The sequence below is a fragment of the Xanthomarina sp. F2636L genome, from assembly GCF_026410195.1.
Taxonomy (GTDB): domain Bacteria; phylum Bacteroidota; class Bacteroidia; order Flavobacteriales; family Flavobacteriaceae; genus Xanthomarina.
In genome coordinates this window covers 592,964-615,910 of sequence record NZ_JAPMLM010000068.1, presented here as the reverse complement: position 1 = coordinate 615,910, position 22,947 = coordinate 592,964, and the positions used below count along the sequence as shown (strand labels likewise).

The following is a 22,947-nucleotide window of genomic DNA, read 5'->3' as shown; positions in this document are numbered from 1 at the left end:
CAATTCGAATTATGTTATTTCAAACGTAATAAAGAATCTTTTGGAAAAATACTTCACTTAGAATGTATTCAGTACAAACTCGCTCAGAGAGATAAAATTAATTAGCCTTTTAAAGGCTTTCCTCCAACAACAATCACAATTTCTCCTTTTGGAGGCTTGTTAGTATAATGCTCAAGTACTTCTTTAGCAGTACCTCGAACGGTCTCTTCGTAGAGTTTCGTTAATTCTCGAGAGACGGAAACAGGTCTGTCTTTTCCAAAGTATTCACAAAAATGGGTCAGGGTTTTAATCAGCTTATGCGGACTTTCGTAAAAAATAATGGTTCTAGTTTCTTCAGCTAAAAGTAAAAGTCTGGTTTGACGCCCTTTTTTAACTGGCAAAAAGCCTTCGAACACAAATTTATCGTTTGGTAAACCAGAATTTACTAATGCTGGAACAAAAGCAGTAGCTCCTGGAAGGCAATCCACTTCAATATTGTTTTCAATACAAGCACGAGTCAGTAAAAAGCCAGGATCCGAAATAGCTGGCGTTCCAGCATCACTAATTAAAGCCATGCTTACACCACTTTTTAATTTATTGATTAACCCTTCAACCGTTTTATGCTCGTTATGCATATGATGCGATTGTGAATGGGTTGAAATCCCAAAATGTTTTAATAGTTTTCCTGAAGTACGCGTGTCTTCGGCTAAAATTAAATCGACTTCTTTTAAAACATCAACAGCTCTAAAAGTAATGTCTTTCAAGTTTCCAATAGGAGTTGGTACAATATAAAGCTTACTCATTAATGAAATTTACTTTCAAGAATTCCCATAAAACGCATTTCAAATTCTTCTTTATCTTTCCAGTTATTATAATCTGGTTTTACCACATTTTGAATTAGATTTTCAGCTTCTTCAAAAGTGCTTGTAGTATTAATTTGTGAAAGAACTCTGTCATAATCAGATGCTTCACCATTAAATAGGTGTTTTATAAAAGCTAATTTATCATTTAACCCAATATGTAAACCTCCACTTTTAAGTTTATCATTTAAAGATTTTTTAGAGTCGTCTTTTTTGTTACTGATGGGTTCAAATTCAGGAATTTCGTCAAACCCTGCAGTTATTTCTTCAAAATCGTTTTTATGGTATTGTTTTTTAGGTAATGTTTTTTCGAAAATAGCATCTATATGTTCTGCTTCTAGAGGCATTTGTGCCACCATATCTTTTATCTTTTCAATGGCAGGTTCCATAATATCATCATGGTCTCTCTCGTCTAAATTGACATAAGTTTTATCTTCAAACTCTATATTATCACTCACTTTATTATTAAATGCAACATCTAGCATTCCAAAAAAAGAGGAGTCACTTCCTATGGTTGGTAAATCGTTGTTAAGATTTTCTTTAGCAAATTTTAAAACGGTTAATTTCTCATAAAGTGCTGCCACTTCTTTGTGCATTTTATCAATATTATCCTTGCCTTTTAACTTCAGAATTCTGTGAGCAATGCTCATTAATTCGGCTTCAAGTTTCTTCTTCATAACTTTTAAAATTTAATCTATTTTATGGGTTTGATTTTTAATAAATTTACGCCACCTTTATACAAAACGAAATATCGCTTTGTTTTAGTGTTAAAATTACAAAATGTTTCTCGAAAATACAGTAAATCATAAAGAACAATTTGGTTGGATTGAAGTAATCTGTGGTTCCATGTTCTCTGGAAAGACGGAAGAATTGATTCGTAGACTTAAACGTGCTCAGTTTGCCAGACAAAAAGTAGAGATTTTTAAACCTGCAGTCGATGTGCGTTACGACGAAGACATGGTGGTCTCTCACGATGCTAACGAAATCCGTTCCACTCCGGTTCCAGCTGCAGCCAACATTCCAATCCTGGCAGATGGTTGCGACGTGGTTGGTATTGACGAAGCCCAGTTTTTTGATGATGAAATTGTTCGCGTATGTAACGATTTGGCAAACAAAGGTGTTCGTGTTATTGTAGCTGGCTTGGATATGGATTTTAAAGGAAATCCTTTTGGGCCTATGCCAAACCTAATGGCAACAGCAGAATATGTTACTAAAGTTCACGCCATTTGCACCAGAACTGGAAATCTAGCTCAATACAGTTATAGACTATCTAAAAATGATAATTTAGTTTTACTTGGAGAAGTAGACGAATACGAGCCTTTAAGTCGCGCCGCTTATTTTAAAGCTATGACTCGAGATAAGGTGAGGAATATGAAGGTGAATGATGTTGAAGAAATTTCTCCTAAATCTGATAAATAGCATGTCCAATACGCAAGAAACAGTCCTTGAAATAGATTTAAAAGCACTTCAAAACAATTACAAATACTTAAAATCTAGAATTACCAACGGAGCTAAATTAATGGCCGTTGTTAAAGCTTACGCTTATGGGAGCGAGTCCCAGGAAGTTGCTGCCTACTTAGAAAGTTTAGAGATAGATTATTTTGCCGTTGCCTATACTAACGAGGGTGTTGCATTAAGAGATTTTGGAGTTACAAAGCCCATCCTGGTTTTGCATCCGCAACCTGTAAATTATTTAACTATTATAGAGCGCTGTCTAGAACCTAGCTTATATAATTTTAAAAGTTTGAATAGTTTTCTTGAAGTTGCTAAAAAAGAAAAGCAAGAAAACTATCCCATTCATATTAAGTTTAATACAGGCTTAAATAGATTGGGTTTTGATGAAGCAGATATTGAAAACATACATGGTAGGTTGCTAACAAATTCTTCAGTAAAAGTTACATCAATTTTCTCTCATTTAGCCGCTAGTGAAGATTTAAACGAGAAAGAATTCACCTTAAATCAAATTCAAGCTTTTAAGTCTATTTCAAATAAATTTATTAAAGTGGTTGGTTATAAACCGATGCTTCACCTTTGTAATACTTCGGGGATATTAAATTATCCTGAAGCTCATTTAGATATGGTTAGAAGCGGGATTGGACTTTATGGTTTTGGAAATTCAGCAAAAGAAGATGTTCATTTTACACCTATTGCTACTTTAAAATCGGTTATTTCTCAAATTCACACTATTGAAAAAGGAGAAACAGTAGGATATAATAGAGCTTTTAAAAGTGATAAATTAATTCGTACAGCAACTATTCCAATTGGGCATGCCGATGGTATTGGCAGACAATACGGAAATGGAAAAGGCTTTGTAACCATCCATAATAAACCGGCTTATATTGTAGGAAACGTCTGTATGGATATGATTATGGTTGACGTTACAGACATTGAATGTAAAGAAGGAGACGAAGTAATTATCTTTGGGAAACAGCCTACAGCATCTAAATTTGCCGAACGTGTAAATAGTATTTCTTACGAAATTATTACAGCCATTTCACAGCGTATCAAACGATTAATAATTAAATAATGGCCACTTTAGGTTTTTTTATTTAAATTCGTATTTATACTAACAATTAAAACACTAATTATGTTAAAAGAATTTAAGGAATTTGCCATGAAAGGCAATTTGGTAGATATTGCCGTAGGTTTTGTAATGGGTGCTGCCTTTAAAGAGGTGGTTACAGCTTTTACTGGAGGAATTGTTTCTCCTTTAATTGGATTAATATTCAATGCAGATTTCAAAGATTTACGATATAAATTACAAGATGGAACATTAAATGATGCTGGCGAAATGGTTGGAGAAGTTTATTTAGAATACGGAACGTTTTTTACTAATGTTATCGATTTTATTATTGTAGCCTTTGTGATGTTTATGGTTGTAAAAGCTGTTAACAGAATGAAGAAGAAAGAAGAGCCTGCTCCAGAAGCGCCAAAAGGACCATCAGACAATGATCTTTTAATAGAAATTAGAGACGCCTTGAAAAAACAATAAATTATTTAGAGTTTAATTGAGAACAGCTTCATTTTATGGAGCTGTTTTTTTATGTTATTTTTTGAAAGATGCCCTAAATTAATTTATAAATTTGCTATAAATTATTTAAGTCATGAAAGTAGCAATAGTAGGGGTAACAGGAATGGTTGGAGAGGTTATGTTAAAAGTTCTAGAAGAGCGTCGATTTCCCATTACGCAATTAATTCCAGTAGCTTCAGAAAAATCTGTTGGGAAATTAATCTCGTTTAAAAATATAGATTACCCTGTGGTTTCTTTAGATACAGCTTTAAGAATGCAGCCAGATATAGCGTTGTTTTCTGCTGGAGGAGAAACCTCTTTAGAATGGGCTCCAAAATTTGCAGAAGTTGGTACAACTGTTATTGATAATTCATCAGCATGGCGAATGGATTTAAGCAAAAAACTAATTGTCCCAGAAATTAATGCCAATGTACTTACAAAAGAAGATAAAATTATTGCAAGTCCAAACTGTTCGACAATACAAATGGTGATGGCTTTGGCACCCCTTCATAAAAAGTATAAAATTAAACGTATTGTAGTTTCTACCTACCAATCTATTTCTGGAACTGGTGTAAAAGCTATTAAGCAATTAGAAAACGAATTGGCTGGAGTAAAAGGAGAAATGGCGTATCCGTACCCAATTCATAAAAATGCTTTGCCACATTGCGATGTGTTTTTAGAAAATGGATATACCAAAGAGGAAATGAAATTGGTGCAGGAAACTCAAAAAATTCTTGACGATAGAACCATAGCTGTTACAGCAACTGCTGTACGTATTCCAACTTCTGGAGGACATAGCGAGGCTGTAAATGTGCAGTTTCAAAATAATTTTGAAGTCACAGATATTCGTATTCTTTTAAATAACACTCCCGGAATTACAGTGCAAGATAATGTGGAGGTAAATACTTATCCAATGCCCATTTATGCACATGGAAAAGACGATGTATTTGTGGGAAGAATCCGTAGAGACGAGTCGCAACCAAACACTTTAAATTTGTGGATAGTGAGTGATAATTTAAGAAAAGGAGCCGCTACAAACACCATTCAGATAGCAGAATATTTAGTGAAAAACAAACTTGCTTAACTAAATAATTAATTAAGATAAATATTTGTTTTTAAGTAATTTATTATGCTTATTCGGTATTTATTGTAAAATAGTTATTAAATAACTACATTTATAGCTATTTTAATAATAAATGATTAAAATCTACTTTCCCTACTTTTTAATTTTAATATGCTTTGGATTTTTTTCTTGTGCATCAGATGATGATTATATCTCAAACCCTGAGCCAGAGCAAATATCTCCAGTTAATTTTAATATAGATGAGGTTCCTTATCAGACACTTTCAGAATACAATTTTTTTGATGGAGATATCAAAAACTTAAAGCCTGTTTTTGGCGTTTTGCCATTTGAGCTTAGTTCTCCTCTTTTTTCAGATTATGCACATAAAAAGCGATTTATTTGGATGCCAGATAATGTAAGTGCAAGTTATGTTAATGATAGTTCTATTTTTAACTTCCCTATAGGTACCATTTTAATAAAGAATTTTTATTACGAAAATGTGCTTCCGGATTATAAAACCAAAATTATAGAAACCCGATTAATGATTAAAAAAGCTGAAGGTTGGATTTTTGCTGAATATATTTGGAATGAAGGTCAGAATGAAGCAAATTTCGATTTAAACGGGAGAGATGTTTTTGTGCAATGGGATGAAAATAGTACGATTAATAGCGTAAATTTTAGAGTGCCTTCTGGTGCAGAATGTCATACTTGCCATAAGTCGGGAGATGTTTCCATTCCAATTGGACCTAAACCTAGAAATATAAATACCCTTTTTAATTATGGAGGTGAAACTAAAAACCAATTACAGAAATGGGCTGAAATGGGTTATTTAGACGCTTCTTATCCTAGTGATATTGTAACTTTACCAAGTTGGGATGATACCACACAGTCTTTAGAATTACGAGCAAGATCCTATTTCGATATTAATTGTGCTCATTGTCATTCAGAAGAAGCGCATTGTGCGTATAGACCTGTTAGATTTGATTTTGAATCTTCTTCCAATCCTATTAATTTAGGAATTTGTGTAGAGCCAGACACAGAAATACCAGACTCAGGATTAACGCATATTGTTAATCCAGGATCTCACGATAGATCTGTTTTATATTATAGAATGAATTCGGTTATAGAATCGGAAAGAATGCCACTATTAGGAAGAACACTAAAACATGAAGAAGGTGTTCAACTCATTCGAGAGTGGATAAACTCCTTAACAACTCCATGCAATTAAACACCTAAAATCATGAAAAAAATTATTTTATTATTTGCTTTACTATTTAGTAGCTTTTACTCGATAGCACAAGTTTTAAATCAGCCAGCTAATTGGCCTAATTCAAGTTGGACTCTATCTGGTTCTTTTGAAACAGACCCCTTAGTCTTTACAGGTAATCCAACTACAGATTCTTCAACGTTTTCTTTTGATGATGATGAAGGTGGTAGTGCCTCTGTAAATAATGTGGCCGCACAATCACCAACAATTAATTTAACAAGTGCATATAATGCTGGAGAAACTGTATTAACAGTTAACTCTAATTACATCTTAAACGTCTATCAAAATGAATCCATTACACTACAGTATTGGGATGCAGATGCAAATGCTTGGGTAGATTGGGGTTCGCCTTATGAAGATGATACAATAAGTCCTCCTACATATGATTTCTGCTCTGGAAACTTCAATGCTTTTAATAGTATAGAATTAAATATTGCATCTTTTTCTAGCACACAATTATCAGGATTTAGATATAGAATTCATTATAACGATAATGGTTCATATGGTTGGGGTATGTGTTTTGCATCACCTACCATAACATCCACAATTCCTCCAGCTTGTTTAGTTGTTTCAAATATAAGTGTTGCCGGAATAACACATAACTCAGCAAATATTAGTTGGCAAGCAGGAGACAATGAAACAGCATGGCAAATAGTAGTTCAGCTTGCTGGTTCTGCTGCTCCAACTTCAGGAACTGCAACTAGTACAAATAATCCTTATCCAGTAACTGGTTTAACTCCCGATACAAATTATAAGGCTTATGTTAGAGCTAATTGTCTATCGGATGGTTATAGCGAATGGGCTTCTATAAATTTTACAACCAACGAGGCACCACCAAATCCAGGTGATTTTGTTTTTATTAGAGATAATACTTTTTCTATGAGTGGGACTAGCTACGCTGTAGTCGATATGAACAATGATGGCTTGGACGACTTAATTGCAGCCACCTCATCTAGCATTAATATCAATCATCAAGTGTCTGGTGGTTTTGCTTTAACAAATTATCCAGCTCCAACAGATTATGGACCAGGTTGGAGTATTGCTGCTGGAGATTTAGATGGAAATGGTTTTAACGATCTGTTATACGCATCAGGATATGGGGTTTCATTTCTTAAGGCAAATAATGATGGTACAGCGTATTCAAACTCCTTTAATACGTCGTCTTATGTGTTTTCACAACGGTCTAATTTTGTGGATATAGATAACGATGGCGATTTAGATGCTTTTGTTTGTCACGATGTACAACCAAATGTTTATTTTATAAATGATGGCACTCCAAGTGCAGATTTAACGTTTTATCAAGGACCCTCTTCAGAGTTGCCAAATGGAATAGGTGTACACCCTAATGGAGGGAATTATGGTACTGTTTGGGTAGATTACGATAACGATAGAGACCCAGATTTATTTATTGCTAAATGTCGTGGAGGAAACGTGACTCATAAAATAAACGAATTATGGAGAAACGATGGAAATGGAGTTTTTGTAGAAGTCGCGCAAGGAACAAACATGGCAGATCCAATCCAAACGTGGTCTTCGGCTTGGGCAGATTTTGATAATGATGGTGATATGGATGCTTATATTGGTGCAAGTGCATCGTCTGATGGCTCACACAAATACATGATTAATAATGGAGATGGAACATTTACAGATGCAACTGCAACAGCAAATATTAGTAGTGCTCCTTATGGGATTGAGAATGCGCCTGGAGATTTTAATAATGATGGGTATGTAGATATTTTATCTAATGGAAGAATATTATTAAATAATGGTGATAATTCCTTTACTGTTGTTTCAACAGATATGCCACCAAGTGGTGCCATTGGGGATGTCGACGGAGATGGTTTCTTAGATGTCTTTAACGGAAGTTTATACAAGAATAATGGTGGAAACGGAAATAATTATATCATGATTCGTACACAAGGAGTTCAAAGTAATTATAATGGTATTGGAGCACGAATAGAGATCCATACAGATTCTGGCACACAAATTAGAGATGTTAGAAGTGGAGAAGGGTTCGAATATATGAGTTCGTTAAATGTACATTTTGGTTTAGGCACAGAAACAACTATCAATAATATGGTAATTTATTGGCCATCTGGGGTGGTAGATAACATTTCTAATCCGTCTGTAAATATGTTGCATACAGTTATTGAAGGTCAATCTTTAAGCATTCAAGACGAAACTCTTTTAGATTTGGTGATGTATCCCAACCCAACAGAAAATGTTTTAAATTTCACATCTTCTTCTGATATTTCAAATAAAGTAGCTACTATTTTTAATTTAAATGGGAAGAAAATTTTTAGCTCAAAATTGAATAACACCTCATTAGATGTATCAAATCTTCAAAGTGGGTTTTACATTTTAAGATTAGAAGAAAAAGGAAAAAGCGTCTATAAGAAATTCATTAAAAAGTAATTTTATAACATCAATACAAAAGCCACTCTAAAGAGTGGTTTTTTTATTTATAAACTATTTGGAAGGGTTTTTGCGTATATTATTATACAGATAGAACAATTAGATTTTAACCTATGAACAAGAAAGAAATTCAACATTTGTATTGGAGAGCTGGATTTGGAATCAACCCAAAGCACTTAGAATTTCTATCTTCAAAAACTAGGAAAGAGGTAGTCGCTGATTTATTTTTTCAATCTAAAGAATATGCTCCACTACTAATAGATACAAGTGATTTCGATACCCTTACTTACGAACAATTTACAAAAAGTAAAAAAATTCAAAGGGCTTATATTAAAAATAGCAGAGATAAAATTAAGGAATTAAATCATGCATGGGTAGATGCTATTTTATATTCTGATAGTGTTTTAAGAGAAAAAATGACTTTGTTTTGGGCCAATCATTTTGCATGTCAGGATAAAATGATTATGTATGTTCAAAAATACAATAATACACTTCGAGAACATGCTTTAGGCAATTTTAGGGACTTTGTAAAAGCTATTTCACGAGAACCTTCAATGATAGAATACTTAGATTTAAAACAAAACAAGAAAGACACTCCAAATGAAAATTTTGCTCGCGAATTAATGGAGTTGTTTACACTTGGAGTTGGTAATTATACCGAAAAAGACATTAAGGAATCTGCCAAAGCTTTTACAGGTTATAATTACGATTTTGAGGGTAGTTTTGAATTTAACGACAACCAGCATAATAACGAATTCAAATATGTGTTTGGAAAAGCTGGACGTTATGATGGAGACGATATTATTGACATTATTTTAGACCAAAAAACATCAGCAGAATTTATATGTAAAAAATTATATCGTTATTTCGTTAATAACCAAATTAACCAAAGCCACATTGATGAAATGACTCAGGTATTCTACCCAAACTATAATATAGAATCGGTTTTACATTTTATGTTTTCTCAAGATTGGTTTTATTCAGAAGAACATATTGGGAATAAAATAAAATCTCCCATTGAATTAATTGCAGGAATCTCGCAAGTAACTCCATTAAGTTTTAAAAATACAGATCAGTTAATTAGAATTGAAAGAATGTTAGGACAAATCTTGTTTTATCCACCAAATGTTGCAGGTTGGAAAGGTGGAAAAAATTGGATAGATAGTAATACCTTAATGTTACGTTTAAAATTACCTTCCATATTGTTATCCAATGCTAAAATAGCAACAAACAAAAAGGGCGAATTTTATGATTCATTTAATGCCTACAAAAAAGGAAAAGCTACAAATACACAATTTAAAACGTCATCTAACTGGTTGGCTTTTAAGTCTAATTATCAGAATGTATCAACCAAAGAGTTACCCCAATACATTTTACAATGTTCTATAAATAAAGGAACTCAAGATTATTTAGAAACTTTGAGTATTAATAATAAACAGGATTATTGTGTGCAGTTAATGTCCTTGCCAGAATATCAAATGTGTTAGTTATGGATAGAAGAAAATTTATAAAAAACTCATCGTTGGCAAGTGGCTTGTTTTTTGTGCCAAGTTTTGTAAAAGCATTTAGCAATCATATATCAACTGAAACAGGTTATAAAAGGTTGGTTATTATTCAACTTACTGGAGGAAATGATGGCTTAAATACTATTGTACCTTTTAGAGATGATAATTATCATAGAGCCAGACCAACTATTGGTTTAAAAAAGGATGATATTATTCATTTAGATAAAGACTTGGCTATGCATGGCAGTCTGCAATCCCTTAAAAGGTTATACGATAAAGGTTTTGTATCCATTATTAATAATGTTGGGTATCCAAATCCTAACAGGTCGCATTTTAGAGCTACAGATATATGGCAAACAGCAAGTCGTTCTAATCAATTTTTACAAAGTGGTTGGATTGGCAGATATTTGGATCAATTTGGAAAGCAACCATACGATGCTATGGAATTAGATCAAAGTTTATCTTTAGCTTTAAAAGGTGAAAATCAAAATGGAATGGCCGTTCAAAACGCATACTATTTTTATAAAACAACACAAGATCCATACTTAAAAAACGTTTCTAAACACTATAAAGAAGCGCATTTAAATGAGCATAATTTAGGCTATTTATACAAAACTATGATAGATGCAGAGTCTTCTGCAAAGTATTTATATGAAACGAGTAAAACCGTTTCATCTTCTATAGATTATCCAAACAATTCTTTTGCAAATCAGCTTAAAACCACAGCTCAATTTATTAATTCAGGATTAAAAACCAGAGTTTATTATGGCTCGTTAAATGGGTTTGACACACACGTGTACCAAGAAAACACTCATAAAAGACTATTAAAAATGTATGCTGAAGGAATAGATGCATTTGTAAAAGACCTACAGTCTAAAGATACGTTTAAAGACACTTTAATTTTAACCTTTTCTGAATTTGGAAGACGTGTTCAACAAAATTCAGGACATGGAACCGATCATGGTTCTGCCAATTCGCTTTTTGTAATTGGAGGGAATTTAAAAAAACCAGGAGTCTATAATAATCTAGCCAGTTTAAGCGATTTAGATAATAATGGAGATCTTAAATTTGAAATAGACTTTAGAGATATTTATGCAACGGTTTTAAATAAATGGCTGGATGTAAACCATGAAACTGTCTTGCTTAATAAATTTAACCAACTTAATTTTATATAAAAAAACCTTGCTTAAAAACAGATAAGACTGTTTGTAAAACAAGGTTGTTATGGTAATTGATTAATAGCAAAACGAAAGTATTAAAAAAAGAGCTTCAATAATAGATTAAATTATAGTTGGTAGTAACTACTGTATAAATGGTAGGTTTTTATGTATAATTAACTTTTAACTATACTTTACTTTTCTTAAAATCCGAATAGCTTCTTTATATAGTAGGTAGGTTTCATCTCCATATGCTTTTAAAAAAGGTTTGGTTTCGTTTAGCTTATCTATGGCTTCGTGAAACAAATTCAAATAACAAATAAGGTAAGTAGCAGGAAGATTTTTTAAGTCGGTTTTTTCGTTCTTATTAAGAACAAGCCCTTTCTTAAGTTTTTCTAAAATAGCATTGTTGGCATTGTAAATATGATGAAGTGCTTTTTTATCGTATTGTGGTGCTTCAAAAATTAATGTGGTATCAATATTATAACTTACGTTATCAGAAAACTGAATAACGGTTTCTTCTAAAGGATAGTATTTGTATGAGTTTTGCAGTCCTAAACTCACATATTCAATAATTTTAAAGGAATTTTCATCATAAGAAATAGATACATCGTCTAATGTAGAATAGAACAAACGTACCTGTTCGTTTATAAGTTTAATATCTACACGAGAGTAAAAAACTTCGTCTTTAACTTCTTTTTTTTGTCCAGACCAACACAATACAAAATACTCTTTAAACACTTTATATTTTGGGTTAAAATCTTGTCTTGTTTTTAAAAAATCGAAAACCCCATCAAGTGTGTGCTCAATATTGTTTTGGGAATTGTTTTCAATGGCTGTTACAATATTGGAATTTACATCTTCTATCTCAATGTCGAACACTTTGGGCATGCTCATACTTCCATCTCTAAAAAAAACAGAGCCACCATAATATTTCCAAATATTTTTACGAAGCGTGGTGAGTTTGTCTATCGACCTAATAGTTACTAACCCAACCACTTTGTCATCTGGTAAGTGCGGAAAAGGAATGTTTTCATACTGAACAATTGGAGGATTTGTTAGATAGGCATTGATGAGGTTTTGAATTTTACTATCATCAAAAAAATCGACACCAATTATTTGGTTGTCTTCGTCCTCAACCCCAATAACTATGTAGGAGTTATTTTTTGGGTTACTATTTGAAAGTGCGCAAACATGCTTTAAAAATTTGGCTTTTCCTTCTTTTTGGCCAATATCAATCATACGCTTTTTATCGTAAAAGCTATTCTCATCGTTATGAGCTAATAGGTTTTTTATGAGTAGGCGCTTGTTGATCATGTTCACTACCCTTGAAAGAGGCAATCTTTTTAATTAAAATTCTTTTTTTACAATAGTCGACGAAGCTTGTGCGGTTGGAAATACTAATAAATCGGCAATATTAACATGAGCAGGTCTGCTAATAGCAAAATATATAATTTCAGCAATATCCTGTGGTTGTAGGGCTTTATAACCTTTATAAACATTATTGGCAATAGCGTCTCCTTTAAACCGTACTTGAGAAAATTCTGTTTCAACCAAACCAGGGTTTATAGCGCTTACTTTTATGCCAAAGTCGTTTAAATCTATTCGCATACCCTCAGTAAGAGCTAGAACAGCATGTTTGGTGGCACAATACACATTTCCTTTAGGATAAACTTCTTTCCCTGCCGAAGAGCCAATATTAATAATGTGTCCCGTTTTGCGTTCTGTCATCTGTGGAATAACAGCCTTACTAACATACAGCAAACCTTTTACATTTATATCCATCATAGCATCCCAATCGTCTAAGTTTCCAGTCTGTATAGGATCTAGTCCATGTGCATTTCCAGCATTATTGATTAAAATATCGATATTTCTAAACTCGTTTGGAAGAGATTCTATGGCTTTAATGGTTTCAATCTTGTTGCTTACATCAAAATTAAGAATGTGAACTTCGGTTTGTTTTTGTAATGCGTCTTGTATGGTTTGCAAGCGTTCTTGTCTTCGTCCACATAGTATTAGATGAATACCATGGTTGGCAAATTCATGAGCTGTTGCTCTGCCAATTCCACTTGTAGCTCCTGTTATTAAGGCTATTTTTTTCATTGAAGATATTATTTATATTTCTGCTTTTACGAAAAACTTTTATTTGAACTTTAAAATTATAAAAGATAATAGTCTTAAAGTTATCTAAACGTGTTAATTTTTAACCAATTATTAACAGCTAAACAGCAAAAAAATTAACAATTTGCATGGCTCAATTAAGGATGCTATATTCGAGACTTTAAAAAAATAAAAATGATGGAAGATACAAGTACAATTGATATTAAGTCGATTAACGAGAAGATTGAAAGAGAAAGTGCTTTTGTTGATTTACTTACTTTAGAAATGAACAAAGTAATTGTAGGTCAAAAACACATGATGGAAAGGTTGCTTATTGGTTTACTTGGCCAAGGACATATTTTATTGGAAGGTGTTCCGGGACTTGCAAAAACTCTTGCAATTAATACACTTGCTCAAGCCGTTGATGGTAGTTTTAGTAGAATCCAATTTACACCAGATTTATTGCCAGCAGATGTAACGGGTACTTTAATCTACAATATGAAGGAAAACGACTTTAAGATTAAAAAAGGACCAATCTTTGCAAATTTTGTTTTGGCTGATGAGATAAATAGAGCTCCAGCAAAAGTGCAATCTGCATTACTGGAAGCCATGCAGGAAAAACAAGTAACCATTGGAGACGAAACTTTTATTCTGGACAAACCATTTTTAGTAATGGCTACCATGAACCCTGTAGAACAAGAAGGAACCTATCCATTACCAGAAGCTCAAGTGGATCGTTTTATGTTAAAAACAGTCATCGACTATCCTAAAATGGAAGACGAGCAGCTAATTGTTCGTGCCAATTTAAAAGGTGCCTTCGAAAAAGTAAACCCAGTGGTTTCTGTCCAACAAATTTTAAATGCACAAAAAGCCGTTCGTGAAGTTTACATGGATGAGAAAATTGAAAAATATATCTTAGATATTGTGTTTGCAACACGTTATCCAGAAAAATATAAACTTGCCGATATAAAACCATTAATTTCTTTTGGAGCGTCTCCACGTGGAAGTATTAACCTTGCAACAGCTGCTAAATGTTATGCGTTTATTAAGCGTCGTGGGTATGTAATTCCAGAAGATGTAAGAGCTGTAGTTTACGATGTGCTTCGTCATAGAATAGGTATTACTTATGAAGCCGAAGCCGAAAATATAACATCTGTAGAAATCATCAATAAAATTATAAACGAAATAGAAGTACCTTAAATAGTTCAAAGTTTCAAATTCTAAATTCAAAGTTATGCGACTTTGAATTTTAAATATTAAATCTTGAATCTAAAAAATGGATACTAAAGAATTACTAAAAAAAGTACGAAAAATTGAGATTAAGACACGTCGTTTGTCTGATCATATTTTTGGAGGCGAATATCATTCAACCTTCAAGGGGCGTGGTATGACTTTTTCTGAAGTAAGAAAGTATCAATATGGTGATGATGTAAGAAACATTGATTGGAATGTAACAGCTCGTTACAACGAACCACATATTAAAATTTTTGAGGAAGAACGCGAACTCACTATGATGCTTATGGTAGATGTTTCGGGTTCAGAATTATTTGGAACAGAAGAACAATTTAAAAACGAAATTGTTACTGAAATTGCTGCAACTTTAGCTTTTTCAGCAACCCAAAATAACGATAAAATTGGATTAATTCTATTCTCAGATATTATAGAATTATATATTCCACCTAAGAAAGGACGTTCGCATGTACTTCGCATTATTCGTGAATTAATTGAGTTTAAGCCTAAAAGTAAACAAACCAATATTGCAGAAGCTTTAAAGTTTTTATCGAACGTGATGAAGAAAAAAGCCATTGTGTTTCTTTTAAGCGATTTTATTGCAGACGATTATAATCAAACCTTAAAAATAGCTGCTAAAAAACACGATCTTACAGGAATTAGAGTGTACGATAAAAGCGAAGAAGCCATTCCAAATTTGGGAATGGTACAGATGCAAGATGCAGAAACAGGAGAGAATCTATTAATAAATACATCTTCAAAATCTGTAAGACAGAATTATAGCAAATTTTACAACGATAAAGTCCTTTACTTTAAGGACAGCTTTACAAAATCTGGAGCAGGTTCTTTAGATTGTCGTGTGGACGAAAGTTATGTGAAAAAGTTATTAGGATATTTTAAAAGAAGAAGCTAAAAGATTAACGACTTATGATTAACGATTTTAGATTTATGAGTTTTTTCACTTCAAGCTTTAATTATAAGGCATGGAGCCTGTTTTCTATATTCTTTTTTCTTTTTTCTTATATTTCTTTTTCACAAGATATCTCATCATCTATAGATTCTACATCTATTAAAATTGGAGAGCAAATAACGTTTCATATTCAAGTTGAAACAGATTCTACAGACTTAGTTGTGTTTCCAGAAGGTCAAACCTTCATGCCACTTGAAATGATAGAATCTTATAAAGTAGATACTACTAAAAAAGATGCCAGATTCCAGCTAATTAAAAAATATGGCCTAACCCAATTCGATTCTGGTAATTATACCATTCCAAGACAAAAAATTCTAATTGGAGATAAAACATTTTTTACAGATTCATTAAAAGTGCTTGTAAACAACATTGTAGTAGATACAACAAAACAAGGACTATATAATATTAAACCCCTAATTGAAGTTGAAAAAAGTGCAGGTAATTGGTGGAAAACACTCCTAATAATAATTGCATTTATAGTTCTTGTTGGTGGTTTGTTATATTGGTTTTTATGGCGAAAAAAGCCATTAACTGAAGCCGAAGAAATAGCTTTGTTACCACCTTACGAACGTGCCAAGTTAGCTTTAAGGAAATTGGATGAGAGTCATTATTTAGAGAATTCTGAAATTAAAGAGTATTATTCTGAATTAACTTTCGCTATTAGAAGGTATATAGACGAAAAGGTTTACGATCGTGCATTAGAAAGCACTACAGATGAGTTGATTTCAAGATTGAATCTACTAAAAGAAGGCAACAAAATAGATATAAGTAAAGAGACGCTTAAAAATTTAGAAAGCATTTTTAAACGTGCGGATTTAGTAAAGTTTGCAAAATCTGCACCAGATGTTGAGTTAGCAAAATTAGATAGAAATACCATCGATTTAGAAATAGATCATGTAAAAGAAGTTCTTCCAGAACCAACCGAAGAAGAAAAACTACTCAACCAACAATATAAAGAAGCACAAGAACGTAAAAAGAAACGCAGAAAAGTGATCCTAACAAGTGTGGCAGCAGTTCTAGTTGTAATTGCCATATTTGTAGGTTTTGGAATAAAATATGGATTTGGTTATGTAACAGATACACTTCTTGGAAACGATAGTAAAGAATTGTTAGAAGGCTCATGGGTTAGAAGTGAATATGGCGTACCACCAATTGATATTTCAACGCCTCAAGTATTAAAAAGAGACAATCCTTCAGCTCCAGAAGATGTTAAAACCAAATTAAATACCACAGCATTTACATCAGGAATCCTTCAAGATAACATGTATATAAATGTGAGTACCACAACCTTCCAAAATCAAGGACAGGACGCCGAAAAGAAGGAAGTGGATCTAGCAAAAGTAGCAGCAGAAAGTATAACCGATCTTGAGAAAAAAGGTGTTACTGATATTTTTGTAAAACAGGAAAAATTTTCCACACCAAATGGAGCCGAAGGTCTAAAAACATTTGGAACCTTAAAAATACCTATGTTACATTCTGAAGATTTTACAGAAGCTAATTATGTCTTGCTTCAATTTGCTTCGGATAATAAAGATGTGCTACAGCAAATTTTACTTACATGGTCTACAGATGATAGCTATGCCGAAAAAATATCAGAACGAATTATAAACTCTATAGAGCTTAAAAAAGTAAATCAATAATGTTTGAAGGGATTGAATTTTTAAATAAGGAATTTTTCTGGTTGTTTTTATTACTTCCATTAGCCATTCTATGGTATGTTTTTAAGTTCAATAAGCAAACAGCTGAACTTAAAATGTCCAGTTTGAAAGGTTTTAAAACAGGAAGTTCTTTTTTACCAAAATTAAAACACTTACTATTTGTTCTACGCTTATTAGTATTAGCATTATTAATTACAGCTATGGCCAGACCAAGAACGGTCGATGTATCTACAAAAACCAAAACCACTCGAGGCATAGATATTGTTATGGCAATTGATGTTTCAGCAAGTATGTTGGCAAAAGACTTAAAACCAAACAGACTTGAAGCATTAAAAGAAGTAGCAGCAGAGTTTATAAAAGAAAGACCAAACGATAGAATTGGGTTGGTGGAATATGCTGGAGAAAGTTATACAAAAACACCAATAACTAGTGATAAAGCTATTGTGCTTCGATCTTTAGAAAGTATTAAATATAGTACGATTATTGAAGGAGGAACTGCCATTGGAATGGGCTTGGCCACTTCAGTAAACCGGTTAAAAGATAGTAAGGCTAAAAGTAAAATTATTATCCTACTAACAGATGGAGTTAATAATTCAGGATTTATAGAGCCTAGAACGGCTAGTGAGTTGGCTGTAGAATTTGGAATAAAAACCTACACCATTGGAATAGGAACAAATGGCATGGCATTAACACCCATGCGTCTTTTGGATAATGGTGATTTTCAATATGTTCGCGCACAGGTAGAAATAGACGAAAAACTTTTACAGGAAATTGCTGATGTTACTGGAGGAAAATATTTTAGAGCAACCGACAATAAAAAGCTAGCTGAAATTTATGAGGAAATAAACAAGCTTGAAAAAACAGATATCGAAGAGTTTAAATATTACAACTACGAAGAAAAGTACAGACCATTAGTCTTATTGGCTGGCATGTTATTACTCTTCGAGTTATTATTGAGATTTACAATTTTTAGGAGCTTCGTTTAACAAAAGATAAGAGAAAAAAGAGCAAAGAAAAATAAACCCTACCTAATCAAAAAGTGATTTTGGAATTTGGGATTTTAATATTGGAATTTTAGAGAAATGTATCAATTAGAAGAAAAAATATGGTTTTGGGTATTAGCGGTTATTCCAGTAATAATCCTATTCTTTTTGGTGCTTCAAATCTGGAAACGTCATGCTCAAAAGAAATTTGCTAACAAACAACTTTTAAAAAGGCTCAGTCCAAATCAATCGCTTTTTAAAAGTATTTTAAAGTTAACAGTTATCTGTTTGGCTATGGCTTCCTTAGCAATAGCTTTAGTAAACCCTAAGATTGGTACAAAATTAGAAACCATTAAGCGTGAAGGTGTGGATGTGGTTTTTGCCATTGATGTATCTAAAAGCATGTTGGCTGAAGATATTGCGCCAAACAGACTTGAGAAATCAAAACAATTGGTTACGCAAATCATCAATAATCTGGCTAGCGATCGTGTTGGAATTATCGCTTATGCCGGAAAAGCATTTCCTCAATTACCAATTACCACAGATTATGCTTCTGCCAAAATGTTCCTCCAGAGCATGAATACAGATATGTTATCCTCACAAGGAACTGCAATTAAAGACGCCATAGAATTAGCAAAAACCTATTATGATGATGACGAGCAAACCAATCGTGTATTAATAATTATTTCTGATGGTGAAGATCATGGTGAAGGCACTACAAAAGTAGCTAATGAAGCTAGTGAAGAAGGGATTCAAATTTTCACTATTGGAGTTGGAGACACAAAAGGAGGTCCCATTCCTATTAAAAGAAATGGCGTTGTTTTAAATTATAAAAAAGATTCTAATGGCGAAACAGTTATTACACGTTTAGACGAAAGCACACTTAAAGCCATTGCTAAAGAAGCAAATGGAATTTATATTAACGGAAGAAACACAAACGAGGTTGTAGAGAGCATAAGAGATATTTTAAACAAAATGGATAAAAAAGAATTCGAAGCCAAACAATTTGCCGATTTTAAAGATCAGTTTCAATGGTTTTTAGCTTTCGCAATTGCTTTTTTATTTATAGATATCTTTTTATTAGAACGAAAAACGTCTTGGCTAAAGAAATTGAATTTATTCAACGAAAACCTATAAAAGTAAAAAACATCACTTATAGATGAGGCTAAACTTTATAAAACCTTTAACTATAAGAAATACAACAGTTTTATATATTAGAGGTTGCTAAAATGCAAAATGAAAGACGATTAAATTTACAATGAAACAATTACTATTTTACATACTTGCAATCATTTCAGTTTCTAGTTTTGCTCAAGAAAAAGACAAAGAGAAGGAACAGTTGTTGGCTTTAAAAAAGGCGAACAATTTTGTGTATGAAGGCAATGAAAAAGCAGTTAACGATGATTTTGTATCAGCTGAAATGGCTTATCGTAAGGCACTTTCAGAACAATCTTCATCTGTTGCTGGAGCTTATAATTTAGGGACTTCATATTTTCAAGAAGGAAGTAATACAGAAGCTTTATTTCGTTTGCAACAAGCAACAAAAAATGCAACTTCAAAAGAAGAAAAACATAAAGCTTTTCATAATATTGGCAACATCTTGATGAAAGAAAATAAATGTCAAGAAGCTGTTGATGCTTATAAAAATGCCTTAAGAAACAATCCGTCAGATAATGAAACACGTTATAATTTGGCTTTAGCTAAAAAATGTGCAGAAGACCAAAAAGACGAACAGCAGGACGATAGTAAAGACGATCAAAACAAAGATCAAGACCAGAATCAGGACGAAAACCAAGACAACCAAGACAACCAAGATAACCAAGATAAGGAAGAAGGCGATAATAAAGAGGACAATAAAGATCAAGGCGATCAAGATAAAAAAGAAGGTGATGACCAGAAAGACGATCAAGGCAAGCCAAAAGAAGATAATAAAGATCAAGGTAAAGGAAACGATAAGGAAAAAGAACCACAAAAGCCACAGACACAGCCTGGACAATTATCTCCTCAGCAGGTTAAGAACTTGCTAGAAGCCATGAACAATCAAGAGCAAAAAGTTCAAGAAAAAATGAATGCTGAAAAGCAAAAAGGTGAAAAGGTTCAAACAGAAAAAGACTGGTAAACCATCAGGATTTAGACAATGCAAGTAAAACCTGAGATTAAGATGTCCGAAAATTTAAAGGGCTAATGAAAATGAAATTATTAAAACACATATCCGTATTACTAATTATATTAAGTGCGAGCATAGCTAGTGCTCAAGTAACTTTTGAGGCAAAGGTAAGCAAGAAAAAACTTGGTATTAATGAACGATTGCGTGTCGATTTCGAGATGAACAAAGACGGCGATAATTTTAATCCACCAGATTTTTTAGGCTTTACAATTGTTGGTGGTCCAAATCAAGCAGTTAGCACGTCTTGGATGAACGGAAAGAGATCTTATAAAAAAACGTACAGCTATTTTCTGTCACCAAAAAAACGTGGGTCATTTACTATTAAACAAGCAACCATAGAAATTGATGGTGAAATTTACAAAACAACACCACAGAGTATTGTAGTTACGGCTGCTGTGGATAGACCTAACGACGATAACAACCCAGAAACAATTGCATCTAACAACATTCATTTGGTAGCTGAGGTTTCAGATGGGAATCCATATTTAAACGAAGCTATAACGGTTGTTTATAAACTCTATGTATCTCCAGATACAGGAGTAAGCAATTGGAGAGAAATAGATAATCCTAGATACAATTCGTTTTGGAGTCAGAATATAGATATTAAAAATTTAAAAGTATTAAACGGAACTTATAAAGGAGAGAATTACAGATATGTAGTATTACGTAAAACAGTATTATATCCTCAAAAAACTGGGAAACTGGAAATAGAGCCTTTAAGTTTGGATGTGACCATTGAGGTGCCAACGAATAGGCGTGATATCTTTGGAGGACGACTTATGACAAAAGTTCATAAAACCATTTCAGCTGGGAGCCGAAGTATAAATGTGAAGCCTCTACCTTTAGAAGGAAAACCAGAAGATTTTACTGGTGCTGTTGGAAATTTTGAATTCAATGTGATTACAACAAAATCGGAATTAAATGCTTCCGAATCTTTACAGGCTACAGTAGAAGTAAAAGGAAATGGAAACTTAAAATTATTTGAACTTCCTAAACTTAATTTACCAAGTTCTTTAGAGGTTTATGAGCCAGAACACACTGAAAATGTGGTAACCAATCTAAACGGAATGCAAGGAAGTATTTCAGACAGTTATATCATTGTGCCACAATACAAAGGAAAGTACCCAATTCCAAGTATTAGCTTTTCGTATTTTGATGTAAAAACAGAATCTTATAAGCGTATCTCTTCTGGAGAAATAGTTCTTAATGTTCTTGAAGGGCCAACCAACACAACTAATTCAGACAATAATATTGCTACTGCTAATAATTCAAAACAACCAGTTGTGGTTACCAACCAGCAATTTGCATTTGTAAAAACAAGTACCAAATTAACAAGTATAGAAGAAGTTCACTTTTTTAAATCTACAGGGTTCTGGACAGGCTTATTGCTGCCACTTTTAGCAATTCCTTTGGCTATAATTGTTAGAAAAAAGAAACAAGAACGCGATGCTGATATTACAGGAAATAAAGTAAGAAAAGCCGATAAATTGGCAAGACGTTATTTAAGTGAAGCTAAACGAGCTCTTGGAAATAAAGAAGCCTTTTATGTGGCTCTAGAAAAAGCCTTACACAATTATTTAAAAGCAAAGTTACGTATTGAAACCAGCGATTTTACTAAGAATAAAATTCAGGATTTACTAGTAACAAGACAAGTAGACAACCAAATAATTACAGAGTTTGTGTCTATTTTAGAAAATTGCGAATTGGCACGGTATACGCCCATTACACAAGTGGAAATGCAACAAGATTTTGATAAGGCAGCAAAAACAATTTCAACAATAGATAAACAAATTAAATGAAGCATCTAGTTTACATATTTGTGATATTATTGAGCGTTTCAACTTTGGCTCAAAACACCTCTTTGTTTGAACAAGGGAATGCACTTTATAACGAAGGAGATTTTGATCAAGCCATACTTAAATATGAGGCGATTATAGAAAATGGCGAGCATTCTGCCGAATTGTATTTTAATTTAGCCAACGCGCATTATAAATTAAATCACATTGCACCAAGCATTTATTATTATGAAAAAGCATTAAAGCTTGCTCCAAACGATAAAGAAATTAAGAATAATATAGCTTTTGCAAGAAACATGACCATTGACGCCATTGGTACTGTTCCAGAAGTTGGACTCTCTAATTACATAAAAAAACTAACAAACACCTTTAGTTTTGATATTTGGGCAAAGGCAGCTGTGGTCTTTGTTTGTGTGTTTGTAGTTTTATTTCTTACGTATTATTTTGCTTACTCTACAACAAAAAAACGTCTCTCTTTTGTAAGTAGTATGTTGTGTTTAGGGGTCACCTGTTTGGCTGTAATGTTTGCATTTCATAAATATAATTTAGATAAAAAAGACAAGCCAGCTATTATATTTGCTCAGGAAAGCCAGATTAAAAGCGAGCCTAATTTACGTAGTACAGAAGCTTTTATTCTTCATGAAGGTACCAAGGTTCAAATATTAGATACGGTTAATAGTTGGAAGAAAATTAAGCTTTCAGATGGTAAAACAGGTTGGGTTTTGAACCAAGACATTAAAGCACTTTAAATTTTCTTTAACTAAAATAAAAAACTCGAATTGTATCT

General features: G+C 32.9%; 20 protein-coding genes. 16 read left to right on the top strand and 4 right to left on the bottom strand.

Annotated features, from left to right (window positions below; translation table 11 throughout):
- Positions 1-101: 101 nt before the first annotated feature.
- Complete coding sequence (gene rsmI, locus OS191_RS10155) at positions 102-782, bottom strand: 16S rRNA (cytidine(1402)-2'-O)-methyltransferase (RefSeq protein WP_267155580.1); 681 nt, start codon at positions 780-782, stop codon at positions 102-104.
- Positions 782-1,516, bottom strand: a complete 735-nt coding sequence (locus OS191_RS10150; RefSeq protein ID WP_267155579.1) for a DUF8457 domain-containing protein — start codon at positions 1,514-1,516, stop codon at positions 782-784. Before OS191_RS10150 ends, rsmI begins: the two co-directional genes overlap by 1 nt.
- Before the next feature lie 103 nt (positions 1,517-1,619).
- On the opposite strand from OS191_RS10150, the gene OS191_RS10145 reads away from it, so the two are divergent.
- From OS191_RS10145 to OS191_RS10110, 8 genes are all read left to right on the top strand, one after another.
- Positions 1,620-2,258: a thymidine kinase gene (locus OS191_RS10145; protein WP_267155578.1), complete on the top strand. Its 639-nt coding sequence runs from the start codon at positions 1,620-1,622 to the stop codon at positions 2,256-2,258.
- A 1-nt stretch (position 2,259) separates the two neighbouring features.
- Entirely contained in the window at positions 2,260-3,366 is a 1,107-nt protein-coding gene (gene alr, locus OS191_RS10140) for an alanine racemase (protein WP_267155577.1), read from the top strand.
- Positions 3,367-3,426: 60 nt separating this feature from the next.
- Complete coding sequence (gene mscL / locus OS191_RS10135) at positions 3,427-3,831, top strand: large-conductance mechanosensitive channel protein MscL (RefSeq protein ID WP_267146910.1); 405 nt, start codon at positions 3,427-3,429, stop codon at positions 3,829-3,831.
- A gap of 112 nt (positions 3,832-3,943) precedes the next feature.
- A complete protein-coding gene (locus OS191_RS10130; protein WP_267155576.1) occupies positions 3,944-4,933 on the top strand; it encodes an aspartate-semialdehyde dehydrogenase in 990 nt (329 codons plus the stop codon).
- 112 nt (positions 4,934-5,045) lie between these two features.
- Positions 5,046-6,140, top strand: a complete 1,095-nt coding sequence (locus OS191_RS10125; RefSeq protein ID WP_267155575.1) for a hypothetical protein — start codon at positions 5,046-5,048, stop codon at positions 6,138-6,140.
- A gap of 12 nt (positions 6,141-6,152) precedes the next feature.
- Complete coding sequence (locus OS191_RS10120; RefSeq protein WP_267155574.1) at positions 6,153-8,594, top strand: FG-GAP-like repeat-containing protein; 2,442 nt, start codon at positions 6,153-6,155, stop codon at positions 8,592-8,594.
- 113 nt (positions 8,595-8,707) lie between these two features.
- Positions 8,708-10,081 (top strand): DUF1800 domain-containing protein, encoded by a 1,374-nt coding sequence (locus tag OS191_RS10115; protein WP_267155573.1) that lies wholly within the window; start codon positions 8,708-8,710, stop codon positions 10,079-10,081.
- A gap of 2 nt (positions 10,082-10,083) precedes the next feature.
- Entirely contained in the window at positions 10,084-11,274 is a 1,191-nt protein-coding gene (locus OS191_RS10110; RefSeq protein WP_267155572.1) for a DUF1501 domain-containing protein, read from the top strand.
- A 165-nt stretch (positions 11,275-11,439) separates the two neighbouring features.
- Here the strand turns inward: OS191_RS10110 and OS191_RS10105 are convergent, their stop codons facing one another.
- Positions 11,440-12,573 carry an ATP-binding protein gene (locus OS191_RS10105; protein ID WP_267155571.1) on the bottom strand — a complete coding sequence of 378 codons (1,134 nt, stop codon included), beginning with the start codon at positions 12,571-12,573 and terminating at the stop codon, positions 11,440-11,442.
- 33 nt (positions 12,574-12,606) lie between these two features.
- A complete protein-coding gene (locus OS191_RS10100) occupies positions 12,607-13,359 on the bottom strand; it encodes an SDR family NAD(P)-dependent oxidoreductase (RefSeq protein ID WP_267155570.1) in 753 nt (250 codons plus the stop codon).
- Positions 13,360-13,554: 195 nt separating this feature from the next.
- On the opposite strand from OS191_RS10100, the gene OS191_RS10095 reads away from it, so the two are divergent.
- The 8 genes from OS191_RS10095 (at position 13,555) to OS191_RS10060 (ending at position 22,909) form a co-directional block, all read left to right on the top strand.
- Positions 13,555-14,556: an AAA family ATPase gene (locus OS191_RS10095; protein ID WP_323370117.1), complete on the top strand. Its 1,002-nt coding sequence runs from the start codon at positions 13,555-13,557 to the stop codon at positions 14,554-14,556.
- A 76-nt stretch (positions 14,557-14,632) separates the two neighbouring features.
- Positions 14,633-15,499 carry a DUF58 domain-containing protein gene (locus OS191_RS10090; protein WP_267155569.1) on the top strand — a complete coding sequence of 289 codons (867 nt, stop codon included), beginning with the start codon at positions 14,633-14,635 and terminating at the stop codon, positions 15,497-15,499.
- A 35-nt stretch (positions 15,500-15,534) separates the two neighbouring features.
- Entirely contained in the window at positions 15,535-17,196 is a 1,662-nt protein-coding gene (locus OS191_RS10085) for a hypothetical protein (protein ID WP_416236424.1), read from the top strand.
- A complete protein-coding gene (locus OS191_RS10080) occupies positions 17,196-18,200 on the top strand; it encodes a vWA domain-containing protein (protein WP_267155567.1) in 1,005 nt (334 codons plus the stop codon). The genes OS191_RS10085 and OS191_RS10080 overlap by 1 nt, the downstream gene beginning before the upstream one ends.
- A gap of 96 nt (positions 18,201-18,296) precedes the next feature.
- Entirely contained in the window at positions 18,297-19,334 is a 1,038-nt protein-coding gene (locus OS191_RS10075) for a vWA domain-containing protein (RefSeq protein ID WP_267155566.1), read from the top strand.
- A gap of 121 nt (positions 19,335-19,455) precedes the next feature.
- Positions 19,456-20,316: a TPR repeat aerotolerance protein BatC gene (gene batC, locus OS191_RS10070; protein WP_267155565.1), complete on the top strand. Its 861-nt coding sequence runs from the start codon at positions 19,456-19,458 to the stop codon at positions 20,314-20,316.
- A 71-nt stretch (positions 20,317-20,387) separates the two neighbouring features.
- Positions 20,388-22,163 carry an aerotolerance protein BatD gene (gene batD / locus OS191_RS10065; RefSeq protein ID WP_267155564.1) on the top strand — a complete coding sequence of 592 codons (1,776 nt, stop codon included), beginning with the start codon at positions 20,388-20,390 and terminating at the stop codon, positions 22,161-22,163.
- Positions 22,160-22,909: a tetratricopeptide repeat protein gene (locus tag OS191_RS10060; protein ID WP_267155563.1), complete on the top strand. Its 750-nt coding sequence runs from the start codon at positions 22,160-22,162 to the stop codon at positions 22,907-22,909. Before batD ends, OS191_RS10060 begins: the two co-directional genes overlap by 4 nt.
- The last annotated feature ends 38 nt before the right edge of the window (positions 22,910-22,947 follow it).